18 protein-coding genes are annotated in these 23,773 nt (G+C 36.2%); 10 read left to right on the top strand and 8 right to left on the bottom strand.

The genetic code is table 11. The features are described from left to right. Nucleotides 1-38: 38 nt before the first annotated feature. From Q3Y49_RS00455 to Q3Y49_RS00430, 6 genes are all read right to left on the bottom strand, one after another. Nucleotides 39-1,436, bottom strand: a complete 1,398-nt coding sequence (locus Q3Y49_RS00455) for a hypothetical protein (protein WP_303270245.1) — start codon at nucleotides 1,434-1,436, stop codon at nucleotides 39-41. 363 nt (nucleotides 1,437-1,799) lie between these two features. Then, nucleotides 1,800-3,284 (bottom strand): AMP-binding protein, encoded by a 1,485-nt coding sequence (locus tag Q3Y49_RS00450; RefSeq protein WP_303270244.1) that lies wholly within the window; start codon nucleotides 3,282-3,284, stop codon nucleotides 1,800-1,802. Continuing rightward, a complete protein-coding gene (locus tag Q3Y49_RS00445) occupies nucleotides 3,274-4,797 on the bottom strand; it encodes a sodium/pantothenate symporter (protein WP_303270243.1) in 1,524 nt (507 codons plus the stop codon). The genes Q3Y49_RS00450 and Q3Y49_RS00445 overlap by 11 nt, the downstream gene beginning before the upstream one ends. Before the next feature lie 28 nt (nucleotides 4,798-4,825). Further along, nucleotides 4,826-5,815: a 3-oxoacyl-ACP synthase III family protein gene (locus tag Q3Y49_RS00440; protein WP_303270242.1), complete on the bottom strand. Its 990-nt coding sequence runs from the start codon at nucleotides 5,813-5,815 to the stop codon at nucleotides 4,826-4,828. Between the two features lie 44 nt (nucleotides 5,816-5,859). Then, entirely contained in the window at nucleotides 5,860-6,594 is a 735-nt protein-coding gene (fabG, locus tag Q3Y49_RS00435) for a 3-oxoacyl-ACP reductase FabG (RefSeq protein ID WP_303270241.1), read from the bottom strand. Nucleotides 6,595-6,914: 320 nt separating this feature from the next. Continuing rightward, nucleotides 6,915-7,136 carry a glycosyltransferase family protein gene (locus tag Q3Y49_RS00430; RefSeq protein ID WP_303270240.1) on the bottom strand — a complete coding sequence of 74 codons (222 nt, stop codon included), beginning with the start codon at nucleotides 7,134-7,136 and terminating at the stop codon, nucleotides 6,915-6,917. Nucleotides 7,137-7,349: 213 nt separating this feature from the next. On the opposite strand from Q3Y49_RS00430, the gene Q3Y49_RS00425 reads away from it, so the two are divergent. From Q3Y49_RS00425 to Q3Y49_RS00415, 3 genes are read left to right on the top strand one after another with little or no spacing between them, the layout of a single operon-like run. Next, a complete protein-coding gene (locus tag Q3Y49_RS00425) occupies nucleotides 7,350-7,850 on the top strand; it encodes a Riean_0653 family protein (RefSeq protein ID WP_303270239.1) in 501 nt (166 codons plus the stop codon). 29 nt (nucleotides 7,851-7,879) lie between these two features. Next, complete coding sequence (locus Q3Y49_RS00420; protein WP_303270238.1) at nucleotides 7,880-8,872, top strand: hypothetical protein; 993 nt, start codon at nucleotides 7,880-7,882, stop codon at nucleotides 8,870-8,872. A gap of 11 nt (nucleotides 8,873-8,883) precedes the next feature. Further along, complete coding sequence (locus Q3Y49_RS00415; protein ID WP_303270237.1) at nucleotides 8,884-10,818, top strand: hypothetical protein; 1,935 nt, start codon at nucleotides 8,884-8,886, stop codon at nucleotides 10,816-10,818. A gap of 73 nt (nucleotides 10,819-10,891) precedes the next feature. Here the strand turns inward: Q3Y49_RS00415 and Q3Y49_RS00410 are convergent, their stop codons facing one another. Beyond that, nucleotides 10,892-11,608, bottom strand: a complete 717-nt coding sequence (locus Q3Y49_RS00410; RefSeq protein ID WP_303270236.1) for a TIGR04283 family arsenosugar biosynthesis glycosyltransferase — start codon at nucleotides 11,606-11,608, stop codon at nucleotides 10,892-10,894. Between the two features lie 54 nt (nucleotides 11,609-11,662). On the opposite strand from Q3Y49_RS00410, the gene Q3Y49_RS00405 reads away from it, so the two are divergent. Further along, entirely contained in the window at nucleotides 11,663-12,451 is a 789-nt protein-coding gene (locus Q3Y49_RS00405) for a DUF547 domain-containing protein (protein ID WP_303270235.1), read from the top strand. Between the two features lie 135 nt (nucleotides 12,452-12,586). On the opposite strand, the gene Q3Y49_RS00400 is transcribed toward Q3Y49_RS00405, so the two are convergent. Beyond that, nucleotides 12,587-13,663 carry a BamA/TamA family outer membrane protein gene (locus Q3Y49_RS00400; RefSeq protein ID WP_303270234.1) on the bottom strand — a complete coding sequence of 359 codons (1,077 nt, stop codon included), beginning with the start codon at nucleotides 13,661-13,663 and terminating at the stop codon, nucleotides 12,587-12,589. Nucleotides 13,664-13,947: 284 nt separating this feature from the next. On the opposite strand from Q3Y49_RS00400, the gene Q3Y49_RS00395 reads away from it, so the two are divergent. The 6 genes from Q3Y49_RS00395 (at nucleotide 13,948) to Q3Y49_RS00370 (ending at nucleotide 23,754) form a co-directional block, all read left to right on the top strand. Further along, nucleotides 13,948-15,921 (top strand): tetratricopeptide repeat protein, encoded by a 1,974-nt coding sequence (locus Q3Y49_RS00395; protein WP_303270233.1) that lies wholly within the window; start codon nucleotides 13,948-13,950, stop codon nucleotides 15,919-15,921. 509 nt (nucleotides 15,922-16,430) lie between these two features. Beyond that, the gene (gene guaA / locus Q3Y49_RS00390) at nucleotides 16,431-17,960 is read left to right on the top strand and encodes a glutamine-hydrolyzing GMP synthase (RefSeq protein ID WP_303270232.1); all 1,530 of its coding nucleotides are present in this window, start codon (nucleotides 16,431-16,433) and stop codon (nucleotides 17,958-17,960) included. A gap of 80 nt (nucleotides 17,961-18,040) precedes the next feature. After that, a complete protein-coding gene (locus Q3Y49_RS00385) occupies nucleotides 18,041-19,852 on the top strand; it encodes an ABC transporter substrate-binding protein (RefSeq protein WP_303270231.1) in 1,812 nt (603 codons plus the stop codon). Nucleotides 19,853-19,880: 28 nt separating this feature from the next. Further along, on the top strand, nucleotides 19,881-21,176 hold the full coding sequence (gene hemL / locus Q3Y49_RS00380) for a glutamate-1-semialdehyde 2,1-aminomutase (protein WP_303270230.1): 1,296 nt from the start codon (nucleotides 19,881-19,883) through the stop codon (nucleotides 21,174-21,176). 124 nt (nucleotides 21,177-21,300) lie between these two features. Next, nucleotides 21,301-22,350: a hypothetical protein gene (locus Q3Y49_RS00375; RefSeq protein WP_303270229.1), complete on the top strand. Its 1,050-nt coding sequence runs from the start codon at nucleotides 21,301-21,303 to the stop codon at nucleotides 22,348-22,350. A gap of 159 nt (nucleotides 22,351-22,509) precedes the next feature. After that, nucleotides 22,510-23,754, top strand: coding sequence for a cation:proton antiporter (locus Q3Y49_RS00370; protein ID WP_303270228.1), 1,245 nt, complete (start codon nucleotides 22,510-22,512; stop codon nucleotides 23,752-23,754). Nucleotides 23,755-23,773: the final 19 nt, after the last annotated feature.

Below are 23,773 nucleotides of genomic sequence, written 5' to 3'. Positions count from 1 at the left end.
TGGTTTCAGTAGTTCTAAATGGGTGCGACTTTCGTGTTTTAGAACATCTCGGGAATCACTTTTTGGGTGTCTTTTAACAATTCGTTTACTGCTTTGCTTCGGTTAGTGATTTTGTTGTAGGACTTTAAGAAACTTTTTGAGAATTCTTTTAAGGCATCAAGTTCTATTTTTTCACTTTTGTAAGATGCAGAATTGTAATACCATTCTAATGTCGCAACGGACGTAATTTTTTGGAGATACTTAGCTTCTCTTTCTAGAAGTTTGTACTTGTTTATGTGTTGTAATATTTTTCTGTAATGACCTTTTAAGAACAAGGCCCTAAAGTAAACAGTAAAGAAAAAATGCCATCTATGTTCCAGAAGTTCTTTTTTGTAAGCGGAAAGAAATATTTCTGCATGGGTTATGGCTTTGTTTAATTCATCTGAATCGGTAAGACAACGAACGTAAGAAGCTACAAAGCTGACACGGTGGTGGAAATTGGCACTTTTTTTTGCTTGTGGGAAAGCAGTTTTCATTAAACTTAAGGCTTCTTGTGTTTTTCCTTTTTTTAATAAAACGGTATTGAGATTATTTACATAGTGCAAAAAATCACTGTTTTCAACTCGAATCGATAGATAACCGTATTTTTCTGCTAAATCCAGCTGATTAGCTTTGCTATGGAATAGTAGCCGATTTCCATAATAGTTGATCAAAATTCGTTTGCTATAGAAATTTCCGGATTCCAGCAGAGGCTCTACTTCCTCAAACAGGTTTTCCATTTTCTCTTGCTGATTGTAGTTGTAGTATAAAAAGATCAACCGAACCAAAGCGTAATAGCGGTTCATTCCATCCATCATGGGATCTCTGAAGATGGTGAGAAGCCAACTTTCCCACTGCTTTGATTCTTTATCGTTAAAAGTGTATTGATTCGTAATATCGAAAGTTGCTTCTTGAATTCGACCGTACACCAGTCGACATTGGTCGTAATTGTTTTTATAACGATTGACAAAATTCACTGCTTCATTATATTCTTTATGGCGCATTCGAACCAATAGGTAATTAAGTAAATGCATTGCTAACTCAAAGCGCTTCATGAAGTAGTAATGAGAGGTATCCGTATTCTTAATTATGGTTAACAGAATCTGCTCATCCTCAGTACTGATGGCATCATTCATTAATTTCTTCTCTAGCTCGATCAGTTGGTCAAATTCTTTGTCTACATCTGCATTATTCAGGTTTTCGCTAATCCACTGCATCATACGGGAATATTTCCGTTTATCAATATGAGTGGAAAAATCAGGTTGTGGAGTAACGCCAGCAACCTTCTCATGAGTTTGCTTTAGGATGGTGAGATTGTCTGGGTCTGCAAATTGTTGTTTATTTAATAGGTAAGTAGTTTCATGGGGTAAAAGACCCAAAATGTATTCATTGAATTTTTTAAGTTTCTGTTTTTTCAAAAGGGTAGTGGACTAATATGAAACCTGAATCTTACGGCCACGAAAATTAAGTTAATTTATGTATTAAATCAAAAATATATTATACTTCACCAACAGTCAGCCCGTTCCCACCACAAAAGTTACAAAAGAAAACTAAGGAAAATAACTAAGGTTATTTTTGAGATGAGCAAATTACTCAGTAAAAGTAAATTTTATAAATTATGTAAGGTGTCAGTTAGGAATTCTTGGGGTTTTGGGAATTATAGTGATATGACTTATTCAATTTTATATCTATATAAAATCTATTATGTTCTTTTGTATCTTTTGAGGTAAATTAATTTTTAGCTCTACTGAAATCACATCTGTTCCTCAGTATAAATGAGTTTACTCCAACAATTTCCGATTAATCTTGCCTGTATCATTTTTTGGCAATTCTTCCATTACTTCAAAATGCTTGGGAACTTTATATTTAGCTAAATGCTTAATGCAAAAAGCTGTTATATCTGAAACTTCCTTTCTCCCATTCTTGAAAACGACAAAGGCTTTCCCAACTTCTCCCCATTTTTCATGCGGAATACCAATGACGCATACTTCTTTAATTTCAGGATGTTTTAACATGCATTTTTCAACCTCTGCAGGATATACATTTTCACCTCCAGAGATGTACATGTTTTTGATTCTGTCTACTACGTACAAATAGCCATCTTCATCTTTTTTTAGAATATCTCCTGTTTTAAACCAGCCATCGACAATAGCTTTTTCGGTTTCTTTTTGGTTTTTCCAATAACCTGGTGTTACAATAGGGCCTTTAATCCACAGCTCACCTTTTTCAGTTGGCCCTGCTTCTACTCCATTTTCATCCATCAATTTAGTGTCTACATAGAAATTTGGAAATCCAATAGATCCTCTTTTTCGAATAGCGTCTTCCGCTTCTAAAGAAGTAATATTCGGCCCACATTCTGTTAAGCCATAGCCTTGTCGAATTGGTACCCCTTGTTCATTCCATTGCTCAATTAAGGGGATTGGTAGTGCTTCGCCACCAACTATCATATAGCGTAATTGCCTGAAATCAGTCTTTTTGAAAGTATCACTCTCGCTAAGCATTCTAACCATGGTCGGTACCAACATACTGATGCTGATTTTCTCCTCCTCTAATGATTTTAACACTTTCTCTGAATCAAATTTTGGCATCATAATTAAAGTGCCGCCAAAATGCAAAATTGGAGCAGTTAAAACATTCCAGCCTCCAGTATGAAAGGGCGGCATTACATTCAAGTAGATATCATCTGAATGAATTTTTAGTCTGATAGCAGTATTAATGCTATTCCATAACATCATTCCATGTGTATAAATTGCCCCTTTTGGTTGTCCGGTTGTTCCTGAAGTGTAAAGGATAAAGGCAGGATGAGATTCCTCTAGGGGTTTTGAGCTATACTCAGCTTTTTGCTCCTTTGATGCAGTTATTAGCCACTTTTTATATTCAGCAAAAGCTATAACATTTCCATGTGCTAATGCTGAGATTTCACTTAATAAGCTTCTGTATTCATCTGCAACAATTATTAGGCTTGGGTCTGAATTTTGCACCAGAAAAGATATCTCGCTGGCACTCAGTCTGTAGTTGATAGGGACAAAGATAACACCCATTTTTTGAGCTACACCTAACAATGCAACATATTCGGCATCAAAATCTGCTAGAATCAATAATCGGTCGCCCTTGGTCAAATTATAGTCCGTTTCAAATATTTTGGAAATTGCATTTGCTGCATGATTCAGAGATTTATAATCATAGCCTGAGCCTGTGTCAATATTTTTTATAGCTAATTTTGTTGGGCTGTAAGTACTCCATTTTTCAAACCAATCACATTTCATACTTTTCTTGTTTAGGTAGTACATTATAAAAAATTAGTCCGATAGCGGTTGAACTTATAATTGCTAAAGCAGAAGCTATAGCTGGATTTTTGACCTCTGCTTTCATATAAGAGGTTAACCCACCGTAATAGATGCTAAAATATACCACTAAGGCGGTGAAAGCAGCAATATATACAGCTTTTGGATTAGTCCTTTGCAAAAACATTCCAAATAGAACGGGTATGAAAGCGCAGGAGAAGTAAGCGTAAACGCCATTTTGAGCAAATATGGCCACGCTCATATTAGGATTAATCAATTGCTGATATGAAAAAATAAAGGAAACCACAGCCAAAAGAATGATGACTAATTTATTCACTAACATGCCCGTTTTCGGTTGTGAGAGTCTCTTTCTTATGTGTTGCGGACTAATTTTCATTAAAATATCAGAAGTGATTGTAGTACTTAAACTCTGGATTAAACTTTCCAAAGTGGACATCCCCGCTGATATTAGTCCGAATATGATGACGATACTTATGTAAACAGGGAATTTACTGACTACGTAGGTCGAAATCAGTCCGTCAGGTGCAATTGGACTGCCATCAGCCATCATAGTAGGAAATTCTATTCTCGCATATAATCCTGCAATCACCACAAGGAAAAATAAAATTTGCACTATTGAACCAACTACTAAATACCGATTAACATCACTTTCTTTTTTCAACAGCAATGACTTAGTCAAAATGTGAGGCTGGCAAACGATGGCAATGCCCACCACCATCTGACAAAAAATAATCTCAAAATAATCCCTGAAAATAGGGCTTTCCGGATTAAGAGGCTTGGTAAGTATAGGATTAATAGCATTTAATTTATCCATAAATCCATTTACGCCCTCTTCCAAATATTCATAACCCGAACCTATTAAAATAATGGCTACAACTAGCATTGAAATGGCTTGAATGGCATTGGTGTAAACCATAGAATTAGCTCCACCAAACATCATATAACCAAAAATAAAAACTACAACTCCAATCAGTACCCAAACAGCATCTACGTCCAAAGCTTTTGACAATACTTGACTTATTCCTACACAAATCAATACTATGAATGTAATGAGTAGGAGAGAGAGAAAGGCAAAAAATAACGCGAAGCCTTTGCTGTTGTAGCGATTTCCCATCCATTGAGCCATAGTTAATGCAGCCACTTTGCTTCCAAACTTCCTAAATCCCTTGGTTAATAAAATAAGAGAAAAAACAGCGGCTATAGGCAATGCCAAACCATACGAAATAAATGCGCTGATTCCATAAGTACCAATTAATCCAGGATTGATAATGAAAGTGGCAGCGCTAGTCATGGAGGCAGCCAAAGATAATCCCACAAAAGCAGGTGAGAATGAAATGCTTCCAACGGCATAGTCATTCATATTTTGCGTCTGCTTAAAACCTTTGAAAACAAGGTATATAACTGCAATTGCATATACTGACAATAAAATGACCGTTGCAGTCGCTACAGGTATCATCCCTAATATTATGTTCATATTCACTGCTAAATCTAAGTTTAAAAAATTATAATCTGAAAGCCGCTCCTGCAAAGGATAACCCCCCGCCTGAACCAATCATAAAAATGACATCCCCTTTTTTTATTTCTCCGCTTCGGAAAGATTCGTCCAGAGCCATTGGGATAGCCGCAGAACCAGTATATCCGTATTTATGCATAATGTATTTTGCTTTGTCTTTTTCCAGACCCAAATTATCCAACATTTCATAGATGGCATTGATATTAATTTGAGTCATGAAGAATTTGCTTACATCTTTTATTTCAATTCCAGCTTCTTTCGCCATTCTATGACTCATTTCCGTCCACATGGTAGGATTCAACTCTTTAGGGAATTTCTTGACAAATTGCAGTTGATGTTTACCGCTATCAACTACACTGTGTGTCACAGGAGATCCAGCACCTCCAGCATAAATCCCCATCCAATCATGATATTGACCTTCAGTGAATTGGTGTGCATTGATAAAACCGCTCTCAGTATTTTCTTCCGCACTAAGGATTACCGCGCCAGCACCATCAGCGAAGAGCGTCACGGTTTTTTTGTCGGACTTATTTAAATATTTGCTCATTGCATATGCACCAATCACTAAAATATGCCGGTACTGCTGATCCGCAATAATATATTTTGAGGCGGTATCTAGTGCAGTTACAAATCCTGCGCAGGCGGTATTTAAGTCGAATGTTCCCGCTCCTTTTGCACCTAAGCGATGTTGTAATATGGCAGCAGTTGCCGGTGAAATATACTCAGGAGTATCGGTAGAGACGATAATTTGGTCTAATTCATCTGCTCGTACACCGGCACTTTCCAATGCTTTGAGAGCAGCCTGCTCACATAGGTCAATGGTTGATTCGTCCTGATCGCACCAGTATCTCTGCTCAATGGTTAAATTCTCACGCAGCCAGGTATCAACATCCTCACCCAAAAGTTCATTAAAGTATTCGTTTTTTAATAGTCTTTTAGGAACATGTGAACCTGTCCCGCTTATTACTGCTTTTCTCATAGTTTATATAAAGTCTGAATAGAATGGTTTTGGAAATCTCTAAATTAGATGGTAACTGCCCCATCAACACTAAGCGTAGTTCCACTGATGAAAGAGGCTTCATCAGATGCTAAGAATGCGTAGGCATTGGCAATTTCTGACGGTTCACCTAATCTTCCCAGTGGTGTTTTTCCTTCTAGCATATTGATTACTTTTTCCGGTATGCTTTTGACCATTTCCGTAGCAATAAAGCCCGGAGCAATTGCATTCACGGTAATTCCTTTTCTGCCTAATTCTTTTGCCCAAGTCTTGGTCATACCGATTACCCCAGCTTTTGTAGCTACATAATTGGTTTGTCCAAAATTGCCGTAAACACCTACCACTGATGAAGCATTAACAATTCTTCCGTAGGCTTGCTCCACCATGAAAGGTGAAATAGCTTTAGTGCAATAAAACACTCCGCTGAGATTTACATCCAATACTTTCTGCCATTGCTCGATCGTCATTTTAGTTAATGTCGCATCTTGTGTGATACCAGCATTGTTGATGAGGATGTCGATTTTACCAAAATCTTGATGAGTTTGCTTTGCCGCTTTTTCAACTTGCTCAAACGAAGTAGTGTCTACTTGATAGAATTTGGTATTGTTTCCTAAATCTTTGGCAGTTTCTTCACCTTTTTCTTTAGTAATATCCCAAATGGCAACTTGAGCACCTTCGGCAATGAATTTTTCTGCGGTGGCTTTTCCAATTCCGTTGGCTCCACCCGTAATCACCGCTACTTTATCTTTTAGTCTTTCCATAAATGTCGTTTAATTTTGGAAAGCAAATTGGGTAATTAGGGTTTATAGCTCAATAGGTGAGTTTAAATTGGAGGGGTTGACTATTGTTGATGTTTTTATATAATTAGTGGCTGAATTTGGTCACGTTATTTTGTTCTTCACGTATTAAGGTGTTCTCACTTAAATAACTGCTGTAACCCCCTACCATGTTTAGGTGTTTTCACCTAAACAACTACTAAATTGGCTCATCGCATCTAATAGATTCTTTCAGGTGAAAACACCTGAAAGGTGGGAAATGGATTTATTGTCAACATGTCAAATTTAATTTAAATAAGGGTTGACTATTTACTTTCTTTCGGATGCTTTATCAACTGAAAATATTTTTCTTTCAAGATTTGAGGATGATAGCCTTTCATAAACATGCGGTACATTTTCAGATTCGCCATGTTCACTGTCCAATAACTATTGAGTTCATATTTCCTAGCAGATACTTTTACGGATTTAGGAATAATTCCAAATCGATGTTTTTTCCACAGCCTTTTAATTAGCTCAAAGTCCTTCATCACTTTCGAAGGCAAAAAAGATATCTTTTCCGAAGCTGTATTTTCTCAGGTCGGGGAAACAGTTGAAATTACCAACGGCAGATTTGATAAAACTTTATAGTATTCTGTAAGGTTGAAGATTGCTTAAAAATAGAACTTTATGAAAAATTATATAGTCTACTTGTTTTTTTAATAAAGAAATAATATCTAACATAAGTATCAAAGCCTTACCTAATGAAACAGTCTATCTTATTTTTTCTTTTATGCATGTTTATTATAAATCAGGGGTGCAAAGAAGTACTTCCAAACAAACTCCCTCCCATTACAGCCGAAGGCAAAGGCACCTTTGGTTATGAAGCAGACGGTGAAGTTCAAGAAGGCTGCATAGAAGGACTTTGGCAGTCTGCTCATGCAATTGGGAATCCTAATGACTCTACTTTTACCTTAAGTGGCAGTTGCAATAGCCATAGTTTATCCATTTTATTAGTTGCTAATGAAAAACTTGAGGAAAATAAAACCTACGAACTGATATCAGATCACAACTATATCGAATATAATGATGATAATAGTGTAAATTATAGATCCAATATTGAGGATGGTAGCAATGCGGTAATCAATCTTCATAAAATAGATTTGGATGCGGGTATTTTTGCTGGAACCTTTTCCGGAACTGTATTCTCTAAAGAAGGGGAAACAGTTGAAATTACCAATGGCAGATTTGATATGACTTTATAGCATTTCTTTAAACTTAAAATCACCTTAAAATGAAACTTAAAATTTTAACCTTAATATTACTATGCCCAGTTTTTTTAATGGCGCAAAAATATGATACCATTTCAAATCATGAAGAATTTTATGAGCACTTATTTGATAATTTCCAACTGAACAAATTGTCAACTAATCTGCTGCTGGAACAGGGGCATCCTTTTACAAGAATAGACTATTATAATGGTGAACTTTCAGATTCAAATTATGTAGATGAAACAGAATTGCGTAAAATCTATGCCACGCTTTTCACCATGCAAATTAAAGAGAAAAACCAGCTCAAGCATTATTCAGAGATTGAGGACTTATTTGCAAAAGGTAAGGGAAGCAATGATACCATTTACATGGCCGGGTTTGCTTTCCATTATAATCGGCTAATAGAAAACGCTATTAGCTCTGGGGAGATAATCTTGAAAAATAAGAAGTTAGTAAATAATTCGAACAAAATAGAGGATGAGTTTTTTGTGGAGAAATCTATGTTTGCGATGGGTTCGCTGGGAAGCCAAGAATTGAAGCAAAATCAAACTTTCTACCTCGACAACAAATCATTTTTCTCGAACAATGAATTTAAGAAAAAAGACCTAAAGGTTGATTTTGGTGATGGAAATGGGTTTCGAGAACTCAAACCCGGTTCTTATTACACAATAAGATATCAAAATCAGGATTCGGTTAAAATCATTTTCTCTCTTGAGGATAAAATGCAGTCCCACTCTAAGTATTTTCAAATCAGGAAAAGCGAATCAAATAGAACTATAGAGGAAGGAGGAGACTTTACAGACCCAATCACAGCAGACGATAAATATTCGCTTTCATCCAATTACGCAAGCGGTACCTTAACCTACGATTACGGTGAATCCTCTAGTGAAAAGCTGGATAAACCAATATTGATTGTGGAAGGCTTTGACGAGACAGATTATGTTAACCCTGCCACGCTTTGGATATGGGAAAGGGATAAACCGAAAGATTACAATTCGTTTTTAGAAAAAAGTTAGCAGAAGTACAATTGTTAAAGGATAGATTAGAAACAAATGGTTACGATATAGTACATCTAAACTTTGACGAATCAACTGATTATATGCAAAATAGTGCTTATTTGGTACAGAAAGCAATTAAGGAGCTAAAAGCTCATTCGGAGCGTGAGGAGGATATAGTCATTATTGGTTTGAGTTCAGGAGGTGTCATAGCTAAATATGCATTGGCAGATTGGGAAAAACGGTTTTCGGAAGATCACGAAGTACGATTAAATGTTGCTTTTGATGCAGGTTTCGATGGTAATAATGTGCCCGTTGGCGCCCAATACATGATTCAGCATTTAAATGATATGCGCGTTTCAGGGATTAATCTTCATTTCTTATTTCCCACCTTACTTGATATTAAAAAATTAATTGAAACTCCGGCTGCAAGGCAAATGCTCTCAGTCCACTATAGAAATGATATTTCCTTAAATCAATCTTTTTTTAATGAACTGAATAATTTAGGGAATCCAAAGCTATGCCGAAATGTTTCGATATCCAACGGTGATCGAATTGATGATAGACCAAACTTAACACCTGATCAGTTTATAATCAATAAAGACAGGGGCGTTTTTGAAATTGTATTACCCGGTTTATCGGAAGGGTTTTTATTAGACATTCCGACATGGGGCTTATTTTCAAGGACGCTAGTTCAGATTAAGTCTCTGCATAATAGTAATCAAAGCACTAATGTTTACGAGGGCAGATACTGGAGTGTAAATCCCTTTTTATTTATTTATTTGATTTCGGGACGTGACAGATATCACTCAGCTAAGGCTTCTTATTCGACTTCTGCAGGAGGATTGTTTTTTTCACCTGATAATGTTTGGACTAGTTTTTTAAGGCAAGTAACTTTTGTTCCGACAGCGAGTGCATTAGACGTAATGAACCATCAAAATCCTCAGATTTATCAAAACATTTACAGCCCCACTTATAATATATGTGAGACACCCTTCGATAGTTGGTACACGGCTCCGAGTAATGAGGCTCATGTAGAATGGAATGACGGTAATTCTGAATTTCTCTGGAACGAAATTCAAAGTTATAATCAACCTTGTCAGGAAAAAATGTGTGATGATGTTTACATATCCGGATCTTCAAAGGTATGTGGTACTCAAACTTACAGCATAGTGAATAGACCTGCAAATAGCTCAATTTATTGGACATCAAGTAGTAACATCACAATAACCTCAGGTAATGGTACGAATACAATTTCCATTAATAAAAATGGTTCTGGCACTGGCTATGTTTCAGCTAGAGTAGTGAAATCTGGTTGTGGAACTGCTAGAATAAGGAAAGATGTTACAATACCCTCTGGCAGTAATTCCAGTATTTCCATTAGCGGTCCAACATCAGGCTATGAAAACAATGTGTTAAACTATACCTTATCATCAATTTCAAGAGGAAGTTCGTATACTATGACGGTAAGGAAATATTCTGGTGGTTGTTATTCCAATTGCTGGACGATATATACTAATTCCAGCAGACAGCTGAGTCTTGCATTCATTTCTCCTGGAACATATCAGATTACAGGTTCAGTGTATAACGGGTGTCGAACAGTAACAACTTATAAATATGTTACAGTTAGTTCATCTGGTGGTGGTGGAGGTGGTTGTTCAGCTACATTACAACGTGAAGGGTCAAATCCTTCATCAGGAGACATGACTTATAAAGTAATTGAGCCTATTGAACCATGTGATACATATAGGACCACTGTACTAAATAATTCAACTGTTATAAAGGATAGATACTCATCAAAAAGGACATATTATTCAGTTATAGATGCAAGAGGATTTCAAGTTCTACAGGGGGAACTGCACAAGGGATCCTTTGCATTAGATATGAAAAAATATCCCAAGGGTCTTTATATAGTTAATGTCTATTGGAAGGGTCAATTGATGACCGATAGATTGATCAGAGAATAGTTGATTTATGAAAATTGCTTTAGAAAGAATTATGGTATGGATGATTTTGAAGCCCTATGTTAAGGGGCTTCTTTTAAGCCTTCGGATGCTTTATCAACCGTAAATACTTTTCCTTCAAGATTTGAGGATGATACCCTTTCATAAACATGCGGTACATTTTCAGATTCGCCATGTTCACTGTCCAATAACTATTGAGTTCATATTTCCTAGCAGATACTTTTACGGATTTAGGGATAATTCCAAATGGATGTTTTTTCCATAGTCTTTTAATTAATTCGAAATCTTCCATTACTACGTATTCCTCATCGAATCCATTATTTTGCTCAAAAACAGATTTTTTAATAAACAGGGTCTGATCTCCACCTCTACACCATAATACTTTAAAACGAGTAAACCAGGAATTGACAGCCAGCAAAGGACTTTTCGATTCAAACTTAAAACGGTAACAACCGAAGTCATTTCCCTTTTCAATCGCTTTTAAAATATCGTTTACAAAGCTTTTAGGTGGTTTTGCATCTGCATGCACGAAATATAAAATATCACCTGTCGCCATTTTTGCAGCTTCATTCATTTGATGTGCCCTGGAAGCTTGCTTAGTACAGATTACTATCGCACCCTTTTCCTTGGCTATTTCTTGCGTCTTGTCTTTGCTTTCAGCATCACTGACAATAATTTCTGCGACTTTATCGCTTGCATCTTGATGCAAATAGTGGAGTAACTGCTCAATGTTTTCTGCTTCATTGAGTGTCGGAATAATGACAGTTATTTTATTATTCTGGGTTTCGGGCATCTGTAGTTTAAAATATTGCGTACTTAGATTGAAATAACTTACGAAATAACAATAATGAAAAGATTTACCCTTACTCTATTTAGTTTTTCTTTTATTTTTTTCGGCTTTAGTAGTCAAGCGCAAAGTAAAATTATGAATGAGCCCAATGAATTCGTGCGATTAAGCATGAAATTGATAACGGCTGTTAAAAGTGAGAACGATTACAAAAACTATGTTAATGAATATAAGGCGCTGCCATTAAATAAGTTAGCTGAGTCTTTAGATACCGATAATAAAACCAAAGCTTTTTGGATTAATACCTACAATGCCTTTGTGCAAATTCTATTAACGGAAGATCCTGCACTTTTTGATGATAGAGGCGCTTTCTTTAAAGCAGATCAAATCAATGTTGGTGGAGAATTATTAAGCCTTGATTTTATAGAACATGGAATTATTAGGGGCTCTAAAGTTAAATTATCAATGGGATTTATGAAAGATCCTTTTGCTAGCAAATTGGAAAAACAATTTAGGGTAAATGAAACAGACGGAAGAATTCATTTTGCCTTGAATTGCGGAGCTACTTCTTGTCCTTATGTGGCGGTTTACAGTGCTTATGAATTAGACAAAGAATTGGATCAGATAACCCGTCAGTTTTTAAAAAGGACAACAAAATATGACCAAATCGAAGACGAAGTATATGTCACCACACTTTTCAGTTGGTTTAAAGGCGATTTCTCAGATAAAGGTGGAGTAATCGGATTTTTAAGAAAATATGATTGCATTCCGGAAGATGCTGATCCGGATGTCAATTATAAAGACTACGACTGGACATTGGATTTAGGTAATTTCACGGAGTTGCAGTAGTTATTTTATAGTAGTTTAGTTTAATTGTTTATGGTTTAAAAAAACCTCAATCATATTGTCGATTGAGGGTTTTTTGTGGCCCCACGAAAAATGTAAGTACCAAAGAATATAATTAATTCCAAGCTTTAATTAATACTAAAAAGCCTCATTAAAAGCTATATAAAAACCATTGCTATCTTTTCCGACAGCATAATCCAATCTTACGTTGATGTGTTTTTTGGTGTCAAAAGTGAAGCGCAAACCAGCACCTCCGGCATAATTCCATCTGCTCATACCATAGTCTCCCCAAGTGGGGGCGGTTTGGCCGGCAGAACCAAAAGCTGTTAGTCCTATCCTCCAGAAAAGTTCTTGTCTTATTTCAACTTGTCCCAGCAATAGATTGTTGTCTTGGAAGTAGCCTTGAAAATAGCCTCTCATTTTTTTATTACCACCCAATTGTGCCAGTCTATTGAAAGGAACATCTCCAATATTCGACCACGAGAAGGCGTTAGCGGCCAAAACCGTTTTGTCGGCAGGGGAATAATAATAGGCATAGTCAAATGAAATGGCAGTGTAATTATGCGTACTGCCCGTATATTGATGATTGAATTCAATAAAACTTTCCAAATAATGCCCATTTCTTGGATAGTAAACGCCATCCCTGGTGTCATAAATCATGGCAGGTCCTAAACCACTGGTTCGGTTGTAAGTGCCTCCTGAAAAATCCTCCTGCTGAAAACTTCCGGCATTGTCCCACATGAAGATATCATAATTTTCAAACCAGTATCGACCTCCCACAAATAAATTAGGTGCGGTCTCTTTTAATAAAAACACACGTACTCTGGGGAAACTGGCCCTATAAGTTGAAAAGACATCCTGTTGTCCATTGTTTCCGATGCCGTAGAAAGGGTAGGCATAATTATAATAGCCCAGTTCGCCTATACTTCTCCATTTGTTCTGATCCCAGAAAATCTGAAAAGGCACGAATATTAAAGTTTGTTGTTTAGTGGTATAACCCGCAGCCAATTGAACCTGACTGGCATTGATCGGTTTTTTTCTGCTGGTGAAAAAATTATATAAAATGGCTGCGCCATAGAAAAGTCCTGCTTCAGGGGTATAATAAACCACGGGCAATGGGAAAAGAGAATTTTTATCAGTTTCGTAAATAGCGGTGTCTAGGTCAACTGTTTTCTTATCAATGTTATCCTGAGAAAATGCAATTTCTGTTGTCATTACGCTAAGAGTAATAACTGTAAAAAATGAAAATACAAAGTTTTTAAAGGATTGTTCCATGATTATTGAAATAGATAAAATTATATTTTTGTATTCAGATAATTATAGATTATTTTCAATTCAGCTTTGATTGTTTATAATCAATTCGAAATATAATGAGAAATTATGGAAGGATGTAAACTGCATCCAGTTCATTAATTTTTTTGGAATCTAAAATGATAAAATATTTATTTGTCTTATTTCTGCCACTCATTAGCCTGCCGCTTTCTGCCCAAAATTCGGAAGTGGATAGCTTATTAAATGTAGCGGAAAATTCAAATGATAGTATTAAAGCTAGCATTTACCTTGATTTGGCAATTGGCTACCGGTCAGTCCAGCCTGATGTGGCACTGAAATATGCTAATGATGCCTTAAAATTAGCAAAACAGAATGATAATTATACCGCCAAGGCGAGCGCCCTACATGTTTTAGGAGCTATTTATACGGTTTTAGGAGATTATGAAAAAGCTATTTCAAACCTACTGGAATCGCTTAGAAATTATGAGCTTTTGGGTGATTCCAAAGGCGTAGCAAACTCTTCCAATAGCTTGGGTATTTTATATTTCAATCAAGAAGATTACGAGAATGCCAAGAAATACTATAATAAAGCTTTGAACCTAATTGATTCCTCCGAATACGCCATGAGCACAGGGGTATATAAATTAAATATAGGCGAAGTCTATCAGGCAACAGGTGAAAACGAAAAGGCATTAAAATTAGAAATGGATGCCTACAATATTTTTAATCAATTAGGAGATATCAATGGAATGGCATATGCCTTAGGTGTGCAAGCTAAGGTTAATTATCAACTAGGCAATAATTATGAAGCCATAGAAATGACTAAAGGAGCTTTAGACTATTTAATTGAAGACCAAGATTATCTGGGGGCAGTAGAATACTTAAATTTTTTAGTAAAAGTTTATATTAGTACTAATAAATGGTCATCGGCTGAGGATAATGCGCAGGCGGCATTAAAAATTGCTAGACAAATGAATTCCCTTAAATGGAAGATTAAATCCTTTGATAATTTATCGAAAATCTTCTATCAAAAAGGCATGCATCAATTAGCCTATCAATTTAAAGACTCAGCCTATAATTATGAGAATCAGCTCATGGATGAAGAAAAGCAAAAGCAAATTGCAAACTTGAGAGTTATTTATGAGTCTGAACAAAAGGAGCAGGAAAATGAAATATTAAGAATAGATCAAGAGCTCAAACGAAAGCAAATAACACAACAGCGAATTTTGAATTTAGCGATAATCAGTATTCTGGTGATATTGATTGTATTTGCAGTTGTGACTTTCCGGGCAAAAAACCAAAAGCAAAGGGCTAATAATCAATTACGAGTTCAAAATGAGGAAATTCGCCAACAAAGAGAGGAAATAGAGACACAAGCGGAACGATTAAAGAGCATTAATTCGGACGTGGTGAGAAAAAATGAGTTGATTGAAGAAAAAAACAAAAACATTACTGATAGTATCAATTATGCAAAGCGAATTCAAACCGCACTATTGCCTTTCTCGCATCGAATCAGCAAGCAATTAGAAGATTACTTCATATATTATAATCCTAAGGATATCGTTAGCGGAGATTTTTATTGGTTTAGTGAATCTGAAGATAAAGTAATATTGGCGGTAGCTGATTGCACTGGTCATGGCATCCCAGGTGCTTTTATGAGTTTTATAGGACATGACATGTTGAATCATATCGTGAATTTCAAAGGCATTACCCAGCCTAACGAAATCCTTAAACAGCTAAAATTGAGTGTTATACATATCTTGAGACAAGAGCAAAGCGACAATAGGGACGGGATGGATATCTCAATTTGTGTCTGGGATAAAAAGAATAATAAAGTTTACTTCTCTGGTGCCAATCATTCTTTAATATATATTCAAAACAAGCAACTTCAACAAATTAGAGGTAATAAAACAACGGTAGGTTTAGATGAGAAAAGAAATATTAAAGATTTTGATAATCATGAAATCAACCTAGTGGGTGATACTTGCTTTTACTTGTTTTCTGATGGGTATGTAGATCAGTTTGGAGGTGATAGGGATAAAAAATTTATGATCAGAAATTTCAGGGAATTGCTATCTACCAATCATATGAAAAAAATGGAAACGCAGGGAATGATTTTAAGAGAGACGATAGAAGAATGGATGGCAAATAGTGAGCAAGTTGATGATATGCTAGTTTGGGGATTCAGGGTTTTTAGTTGATAGTATTGCGCTATTTGCCTTTTTATTACGCCCTTTCAGGGCTTAAGAGTGTGTTCATTTTTTATCAGAGGACTTCACTCTATGTTTTGATATTATACCCTTTTAAGGCTGAACTTAGGACTATACCAGATTTCATCTGATTATTCTTTTTTCATAAAAAAATACTTATTCTTCCATAGGGATTGCTTATAATGGTATAGGTTTGCAGAAACTCTTAGGCACGAAGGGCTAATATATCTCAACGTAGGGTGTAGCCCTACACTCATAAAACTGAAACTCAACCAAGCCCTGAAAGGGCGAAATATATTGGGTGATACAATAGATTTCCCACATTTAAAATAGTAAATATTTTTACCATGAAATCAATATTTTTTAATAATGGAGGCGAAATCCCTCAAAACCGCTAATTTTCCCCTAAAATCATATTTATAAATCATTGACAATGAATTAATTAAAAGCAATCTTATTTTTTTCTATGCTTAACTGATTCATCCTATTATTTTTGCACCATGACAGAGCAAATTATTATTCTTGATTTTGGGTCGCAGTATACTCAACTCATTGCCAGAAGAGTCCGCGAACTCAATGTTTATTGTGAAATACATCCCTTCTATGATGCCCCTGAATTAACACCAGATGTGAAAGGCGTGATTCTTTCAGGAAGCCCTTGTTCCGTTAGAGACGAGGATTCCCCTAAAATTGATCTTGAAAAATACCGAGGAAAAATTCCGTTATTGGGAGTTTGTTATGGTGCGCAGTATTTGGCTCAAAATAATGGTGGAGAGGTTCTGCCTTCTGAAATCCGAGAATATGGTCGTGCCAAACTTACAAGCTTTGATGCGGATAATGATTTGCTGAAAAATTTGACCAAGGGCTCACAAGTTTGGATGTCACATGGCGACACTATCAAAACTTTGCCGGAAGGTTTTAAAATTATTGCCAGTACCCCTTCAGTGGAAGTGGCCGCTTTCGAATTGGAAAACGAGCCTACTTTTGGTATTCAATTTCATCCCGAAGTGACTCATACGATTGAGGGTAAACAACTATTGGAAAATTTCTTGGTTAAAATCTGTGGTTGCTCCCAAGATTGGACTTCCGAGATATTTGCTGATATTACAATAGCAGAGTTAAAAGAACAACTAGGACAAGATAAGGTAGTGTTGGGCCTCTCTGGAGGAGTAGATTCTTCTGTAGCTGCCATGCTGATTCATCATGCGATTGGCAAAAATCTTTACTGCATTTTTGTAGATAATGGTTTGCTCAGAAAGAATGAATTTGAGGAGGTATTGGATTCCTATAAGCACATGGGTTTAAATGTAAAAGGAGTTGATGCCAAAGACCAATTTTATAAAGCTTTAGCAGGGATATCAGATCCTGAAGGAAAAAGAAAAGCAATTGGAAAAACTTTTATAGACGTTTTTGACCAAGAAGCTAAAGCCATCAAAGATGTGAAATGGTTAGCTCAAGGAACCATTTATCCTGATATCATCGAATCTGTTTCAGTAAAGGGTCCATCGGCCACTATTAAATCTCATCATAATGTAGGTGGGCTTCCAGAGAAAATGAATTTAAAGGTGGTTGAGCCTTTGAAAACACTTTTTAAAGACGGTGTACGTTCAGTTGGCAAAGCGCTGGAAATAGATCATAAAATTCTAGGAAGACACCCATTTCCGGGGCCAGGCTTGGCTATCAGAATTTTGGGAGATGTAACTCCAGAGAAAGTAAATATCATCCAAGAAGTAGACTCAATCTTTATTGGAATGATGAAGGAAAGAGGACTTTATGACCAAGTTTGGCAAGCGGGCTCTATCCTATTACCCATCCAATCTGTTGGTGTGATGGGAGATGAAAGAACCTACGAGCGAGTGGTGGCACTTAGGGCCGTAGCAAGTGTGGATGGAATGACAGCCGATTGGGTACATTTACCGTATGATTTTCTAAGTGACGTATCGAATGAAATTATCAATAAAGTAAAAGGAGTAAACAGGGTTGTTTATGATATAAGTTCTAAACCCCCAGCCACTATTGAATGGGAGTAAGCAGTTTAAATTTAAACTTGTCTGGCTTTGTAAACAGGGTTCGACAGAGCAGGATTAATTAATGTTTTAATAAAAATAGCATGCGATCAAAATCATTAGTCATTTTCGGATTGATATTTATAATTAGTGCATTCCAGCTGAATGCCCAAGTAAATTATCAATCAGAGTACTTGTCTGGGAAGAATTATTTTAAATCAGGTGATTATCAAAGGGCTCAAAATCACTTCAAGAATTTACTTGATTTGAACGAAAACAATCCTTTCTATTTATATGCCTCTTATTTTTATGGTATTTCTGCTTATGAAACTGGGAATAAAGACCGAGCGCTTGAAGTGCTAGGGAATATCAGGACTACCCACTCCGATTGGGAGAAAATTGATGAGGTTAATCTATGGTATGGAAAAATGCTGATGCAGGAAGGGAACTTGATGAAAGGTCTTAATGTCTTGAACAGCACTGAAAAAGATGATTTGAAAATTATAGCGAATGAAATCAAAAAAGTGACTTTGTTCGCCTATGACAGTATCCCTCTATTGCAAAAAGCCATGGAGCTTAATCCATACGATGAGGTTCTAGCAAAATATTTGGCTAAGAAGATAAATGAACAACCCATGGTTGATCGTCAGGTTGAGCTGATGGAATTTTTGATCGACTCTTTTGATTTGAATCGTGCTAGTTTCGATTTTGTAGATAAAAGTGTAACAGAAAAAAAGGATAAGTATAGGGTAGCTGTGTTGTTGCCGTTAATGGCAGAAAGTCTGTCCACCTCAAAAGGAAGCAAGGGAAATCAATTTGTGCTGGATTTGTATCAAGGTATAAAAATTGCCATAGAGGAGTTAAACGCCAACGGTCAGAAGATCGAGCTATTTTCTTACGATACTGACCGAGATAGCCTTAAAACCACTAAAATTATTGAAAGTGGAGAGTTATTGGAAATGGATATGATAATTGGTCCACTTTATCCGATTCCAGCAAGTTTGGTGCGAGATTATTCTTATAAACATAAGATTAATATGGTAAATCCATTGTCAACTAATTCAGAGACCATAGCCGCTAATCCGTATTCATTTTTGATGAAATCAACAGCAGAAACAAGAGCGAAAACAGCCGCTAAGTATGCAATTGAAAATATGGAAAGTAAGAATGCTACAATTTTTTACGGTAGCAAACCCCAAGATTCGGTTTTTGCATATACTTACAAAAGGATGCTTGAGGCGGATTCATTTAATATTACTTGGATGGCGGCATCTAGATCCGCTGTAGCTAGTACCGAAATTCTAAGGTCTTTAACGGAGGTTTATGATGATGACACTACATATACAGGAGGTAAAGTTTACATTAGCAATACTGTAAAGGTAAAAGTGGGAGACGGAGATTCATTAATAATGACTAGAGATACCATAGGACATATTTTGGTCGCATCTTCTGATAATTTACTAGTCTCGAATGTACTAAGTGCCCTTGACACCAGAAGAGATAGCATTCCAATAATCGGCTATGATGAGTGGCTGGACTTCAATCAAATTTCCTTTGACCAGCTTCAAAGAATGGGGGTAGTGATGATAGGTCAAAATTATTTTGACTTCAGTTCATCCGATGTAGCAAAATTTAAAGAGTATTATAGAAAAAAGTTTAACAAATTGCCTTCACAATATAGTTATGATGGTTACGAAACTATGTGGTTTTTTGGAACACAGTTGATTGAATTTGGCAATTATTTCCAATACGGTTTATATAACGAAGGCTTTCAAAATGGGCATCTTTATTTTGGGTTCGATTATACTAATGCAAATGATAATCAAGTAGTGCCAATCATGAAAATGCAGGATTTGGAGTTAAAAATGTTGAATTTTGAACAAGTAGAAGAAAAACCATCAGTTTTTACAGATTAATTTTAGAAAATCGAAAATCATTTTATTTATGCTGGACAAGTCCAATAGCAAAGAATTATTTAAAAAAGCACAAAATTTTATTCCCGGTGGGGTTAACTCACCTGTTCGTGCCTTCAAGGCAGTGGGAGGAGACCCAATATTTGTAAAAAGTGCTAAAGGTGCTTACATGTTTGATGAGGATGGAAACCGCTACATCGATCTTATCAATTCGTGGGGACCTATGATCTTAGGACATGGGAATGAGGCCATTGAAGCTGCAGTTGCTAACGCATTACAAAGCTCTCTTTCGTTTGGAGCACCCACTGCAAAAGAAATTGAGATAGCAGAATTAATTACCCACATGGTGCCTTCTATCGAAAAGGTAAGGATGGTAAATTCTGGTACCGAGGCTACTATGTCTGCAGTACGATTGGCCAGAGGTTATACGGGCAAGGACAAGGTATTAAAATTTGAAGGATGTTATCATGGACATGGCGATAGCTTTTTAATTGCTGCAGGAAGTGGAGCTGCAACTATGGGTACCCCAAACTCGCCTGGTGTTACCAAGGGAACTGCAAAAGATACGTTGACTGCACCATTTAACGATTTGGAAGCTGTTAAAAACATTGTAGAGCAAAATAAAGGTGAGATTGCCGCATTAATCGTTGAACCTGTCGCGGGAAATATGGGGTGCGTAATTCCTAAAGATGGATATCTGAAAGGACTCCGGGAAATCTGTGATCAGGAGGGTATAGTTTTGATTTTTGATGAAGTGATGACTGGTTTCAGATTATCAAAAGCCGGGGCACAGGGAATTTTCGGTGTAAAACCAGACATAACTACGCTTGGTAAAATAATTGGTGGTGGAATGCCAGTAGGAGCCTATGGAGGGAAGAAGGAAATTATGGATTTTGTGTCTCCACAAGGGCCTGTCTACCAGGCAGGAACGCTTTCAGGTAATCCGATTGCAATGTCAGCCGGTCTTATGATGCTACATTATTTGAATGATCATGATGAGGTTTATGAGCAGATTGGGGCATCTGGGAAATATTTAGCCAAAGAATTAGCAAAAGTAAATGCTGCCTTAGGGAAGAATTATACTATTAACCAGTTAGGTTCTATGATTAGTATATTTTTTACAGACCAAACTGTTGATAATTTTGATGGAGCTAAAAGTTGTGATACAGAAATGTTTGGTAAATACTTTCAGGGTATGCTAAATGAAGGAGTTTATCTTCCTCCTGCACAATTTGAATCTTGGTTTTTATCAACATCTTTGTCTGCTGAAGATTTGGACCATATCGTGAAATCACACGAGACTGTTTTGAAAAACCTCATTTTATAAATGGATTCTGAAAAATTATTCGCTATTTTTCAATAATTTAATATTGATTTTGTTCATTTAGGGACTACATTTATTGTAGTCCTAATTAATTATTATATTTACAGCTGTAAAAAATAGAATTATAGTGAAGATAGTAAAACTTATTCTGATCATTTTGGTGTCATGCTGCTCTGTATTTACTGTGGAGGCACAGTTTAGAAGAAGCACTGAAAACAAAACTGTGACCTTCGAAGAAATGTATAATGATCCCTATGATATCAATAAATTGTTTATTGGTATTACTCCTGCCTACGGGGATATACATGTCACCAACATTACTTCTGGTTTTGGAGTAGACGCTACCTATTATTTAAAAGATAAAATGCATTTCAAAGCCCACGCTAGAACTCCATACTTTATAGGAAGTGATTTTGCTAGAAATGCAGCCCAAAAAAATGGCTTTGACCCGCAATCTAGAGCTAGAACGTACTTTTTTGCAGAGGCAAGTGCCTCTTACCATATCTGGGATAAAGAACAAGAATCTGAAAGTCGAATACCGTTATATTCAAAGAATTATCAGGGTGCTGAGTGGGCAGCCAAAGTTCCCAAAACAGCAGATATTCCTAATAAAAGAAGAGAAATATTATTTGCTCGATTAGGAGGGGTGTACTACGAAACAACTTCCGAATTGAGTAGAGCAATTGCTTCTCAAGGCGTTATAGTTAATCCTGTAGGCGAAACCGAAGAATCTGTAAATTCAATTTCAGGAGAAAAAGAGGAAGCTGTTTTTGGTAATGTATTAGGAGCAGGAGTTTCCGTAGGTGGAGGATTTACATGGATTAAAAACTTTGCGGCCAAACCTGATAAAACTTATGAAGAGCTAGTGGACGATCATGTATTTTCAACTTTTATAGATCTATTTATATTTCCTATGGTGACAGTTGAAAATTTCTTTCATCAGCCCGCAGGTGCCAATCAGTTTTTTGAATATGATGCTTCTTCTATTAATACATTTATGTTTGGAGGTAGAATCGGAATTGACGGACATTTTAACAGAACACTTGGTTGGGGTTATGGTGCTGAAATTGGCTTGAGACCTGGGCTTCAGAAAAGAGGCTTTTATGGACTCCTGAAAATTACTTTCCCTATGTATGGCACCAAGCTTGATTATGGTGTAGAGGCATTTGGAAGATAGAATTAATTCCAAAAAGATTAAAAAAATAATTACAATTATTGATAAGCTTATAAAGCCTTGTATTTTTTTGATAAATACAAGGCTTTTTTTATAGAGGTAAAGTATTAAATCAGTAATTTAACCAATCAAACACTGAGTTAACTTTAAATCAATTTAATAATGGGTGTATTAGATTTAATAACCTTACTTATATTTCTAGCCGCTGTTTTCACCTTTATAAATGTTAATTATTTAAAACTTCCTTCTACGATTGGATTGATGATTATTGCATTAGTCTTATCAATTTTGATTCTTTTATCTGGATACGTTTTTCCGGAAATTACTGATTTGGCGATTTCCATTGTTTCTGAGTTCGATTTCAAGGAGGTTTTATTAGATGTAATGCTAAGTTTTTTATTGTTTGCTGGGGCATTATCTATTAATGTAAAGCAACTAAAAGAGGAGCGCTGGCCAATTTTGATTTTCGCTACGGTTGGTGTATTGATTTCCACCTTTGTGGTTGGCTTTTTGATGTTTTACATATTTGGCTTTTTTGGCTATCAAATTGATTTGATTTATTGTTTGCTGTTTGGTGCTTTAATTTCACCTACTGATCCAATTGCTGTTTTGGCCCTGCTATCAGATGCTAAAGTTTCGAAAAAATTAGAAATTAAAATTGCTGGAGAATCACTATTTAATGACGGTATAGGAGTAGTGGCATTTTTGACAATTCTGGGTTTAGCCCAGACAGGTGTTAGCGATTTTAGTATTGGAAGCATCCTCGGCCTATTTGGAATGGAAGTGGGGGGTGGATTGTTGTTAGGGGCTATATTTGGTTTTTTTGGTCTTAAATTATTAGAAATTATTGATAATGAACATGTTGAGCTAGAGGTGTTAGTAACCCTTTCACTGGTGATGGTATCTTATAAAGCCGCAGAATTCTTTCACATTTCAGGACCATTGGCAGTGGTAGTGCTTGGTTTATTTCTAAGTAAAGAAGGAAATACGGTAGGTAAAAATATTGCTACAGGTGATTACGTGTATAAATTTTGGCATTTAGTTGATGAGGCATTGAATGCAATCCTTTTTATTTTAATAGGTTTGGAAATAATTGTGATTTCAAAGGAGTTCCATCCAGACTACTTTTTAATTGGGTTGTGTGCTATTGTTGTGGTTTTGTTTGCTCGATTGGTCGGGGTCGGAATTCCTGTAAAAATCATGGAGCGTTTGAGAACGTTTGAAAAAAATACGCTGGCAATTCTCACCTGGGGAGGTCTAAGAGGAGGGATTTCAGTTGCTTTGGCTCTTTCCATTCCTGATGATTTTGAAGCAAAAAACATAATATTGTCTGCCACTTATTCAGTAGTGGTTTTCTCCATTTTAGTGCAGGGATTGACAATAAAGAAATTGGTACCAAAAAAGTAAGAACTTACATATTCCAAGT

The organism is Marivirga harenae, assembly GCF_030534335.1.
In the GTDB taxonomy this organism is placed as follows: Bacteria; Bacteroidota; Bacteroidia; order Cytophagales; family Cyclobacteriaceae; genus Marivirga; species Marivirga harenae.
The sequence above is the reverse complement of the archived record's forward strand: the minus strand, read 5'-3'. Positions and strand labels throughout refer to the sequence as shown.

Excerpts from the sequence above, each read along its gene's own strand:
- Q3Y49_RS00450 (WP_303270244.1), bottom strand. The coding sequence starts at position 3,284 with ATGAAATGTGATTGGTTTGAAAAATGGAGTACTTACAGCCCAACAAAA.
- Q3Y49_RS00445 (WP_303270243.1), bottom strand. The coding sequence starts at position 4,797 with ATGAACATAATATTAGGGATGATACCTGTAGCGACTGCAACGGTCATT.
- Q3Y49_RS00440 (WP_303270242.1), bottom strand. The coding sequence starts at position 5,815 with ATGAGAAAAGCAGTAATAAGCGGGACAGGTTCACATGTTCCTAAAAGA.
- fabG (WP_303270241.1), bottom strand. The coding sequence starts at position 6,594 with ATGGAAAGACTAAAAGATAAAGTAGCGGTGATTACGGGTGGAGCCAAC.
- Q3Y49_RS00430 (WP_303270240.1), bottom strand. The coding sequence starts at position 7,136 with ATGAAGGACTTTGAGCTAATTAAAAGGCTGTGGAAAAAACATCGATTT.
- Q3Y49_RS00425 (WP_303270239.1), top strand. The coding sequence starts at position 7,350 with ATGAAACAGTCTATCTTATTTTTTCTTTTATGCATGTTTATTATAAAT.
- Q3Y49_RS00420 (WP_303270238.1), top strand. The coding sequence starts at position 7,880 with ATGAAACTTAAAATTTTAACCTTAATATTACTATGCCCAGTTTTTTTA.
- Q3Y49_RS00410 (WP_303270236.1), bottom strand. The coding sequence starts at position 11,608 with ATGCCCGAAACCCAGAATAATAAAATAACTGTCATTATTCCGACACTC.
- Q3Y49_RS00405 (WP_303270235.1), top strand. The coding sequence starts at position 11,663 with ATGAAAAGATTTACCCTTACTCTATTTAGTTTTTCTTTTATTTTTTTC.
- Q3Y49_RS00400 (WP_303270234.1), bottom strand. The coding sequence starts at position 13,663 with ATGACAACAGAAATTGCATTTTCTCAGGATAACATTGATAAGAAAACA.
- guaA (WP_303270232.1), top strand. The coding sequence starts at position 16,431 with ATGACAGAGCAAATTATTATTCTTGATTTTGGGTCGCAGTATACTCAA.
- Q3Y49_RS00385 (WP_303270231.1), top strand. The coding sequence starts at position 18,041 with ATGCGATCAAAATCATTAGTCATTTTCGGATTGATATTTATAATTAGT.
- hemL (WP_303270230.1), top strand. The coding sequence starts at position 19,881 with ATGCTGGACAAGTCCAATAGCAAAGAATTATTTAAAAAAGCACAAAAT.
- Q3Y49_RS00370 (WP_303270228.1), top strand. The coding sequence starts at position 22,510 with ATGGGTGTATTAGATTTAATAACCTTACTTATATTTCTAGCCGCTGTT.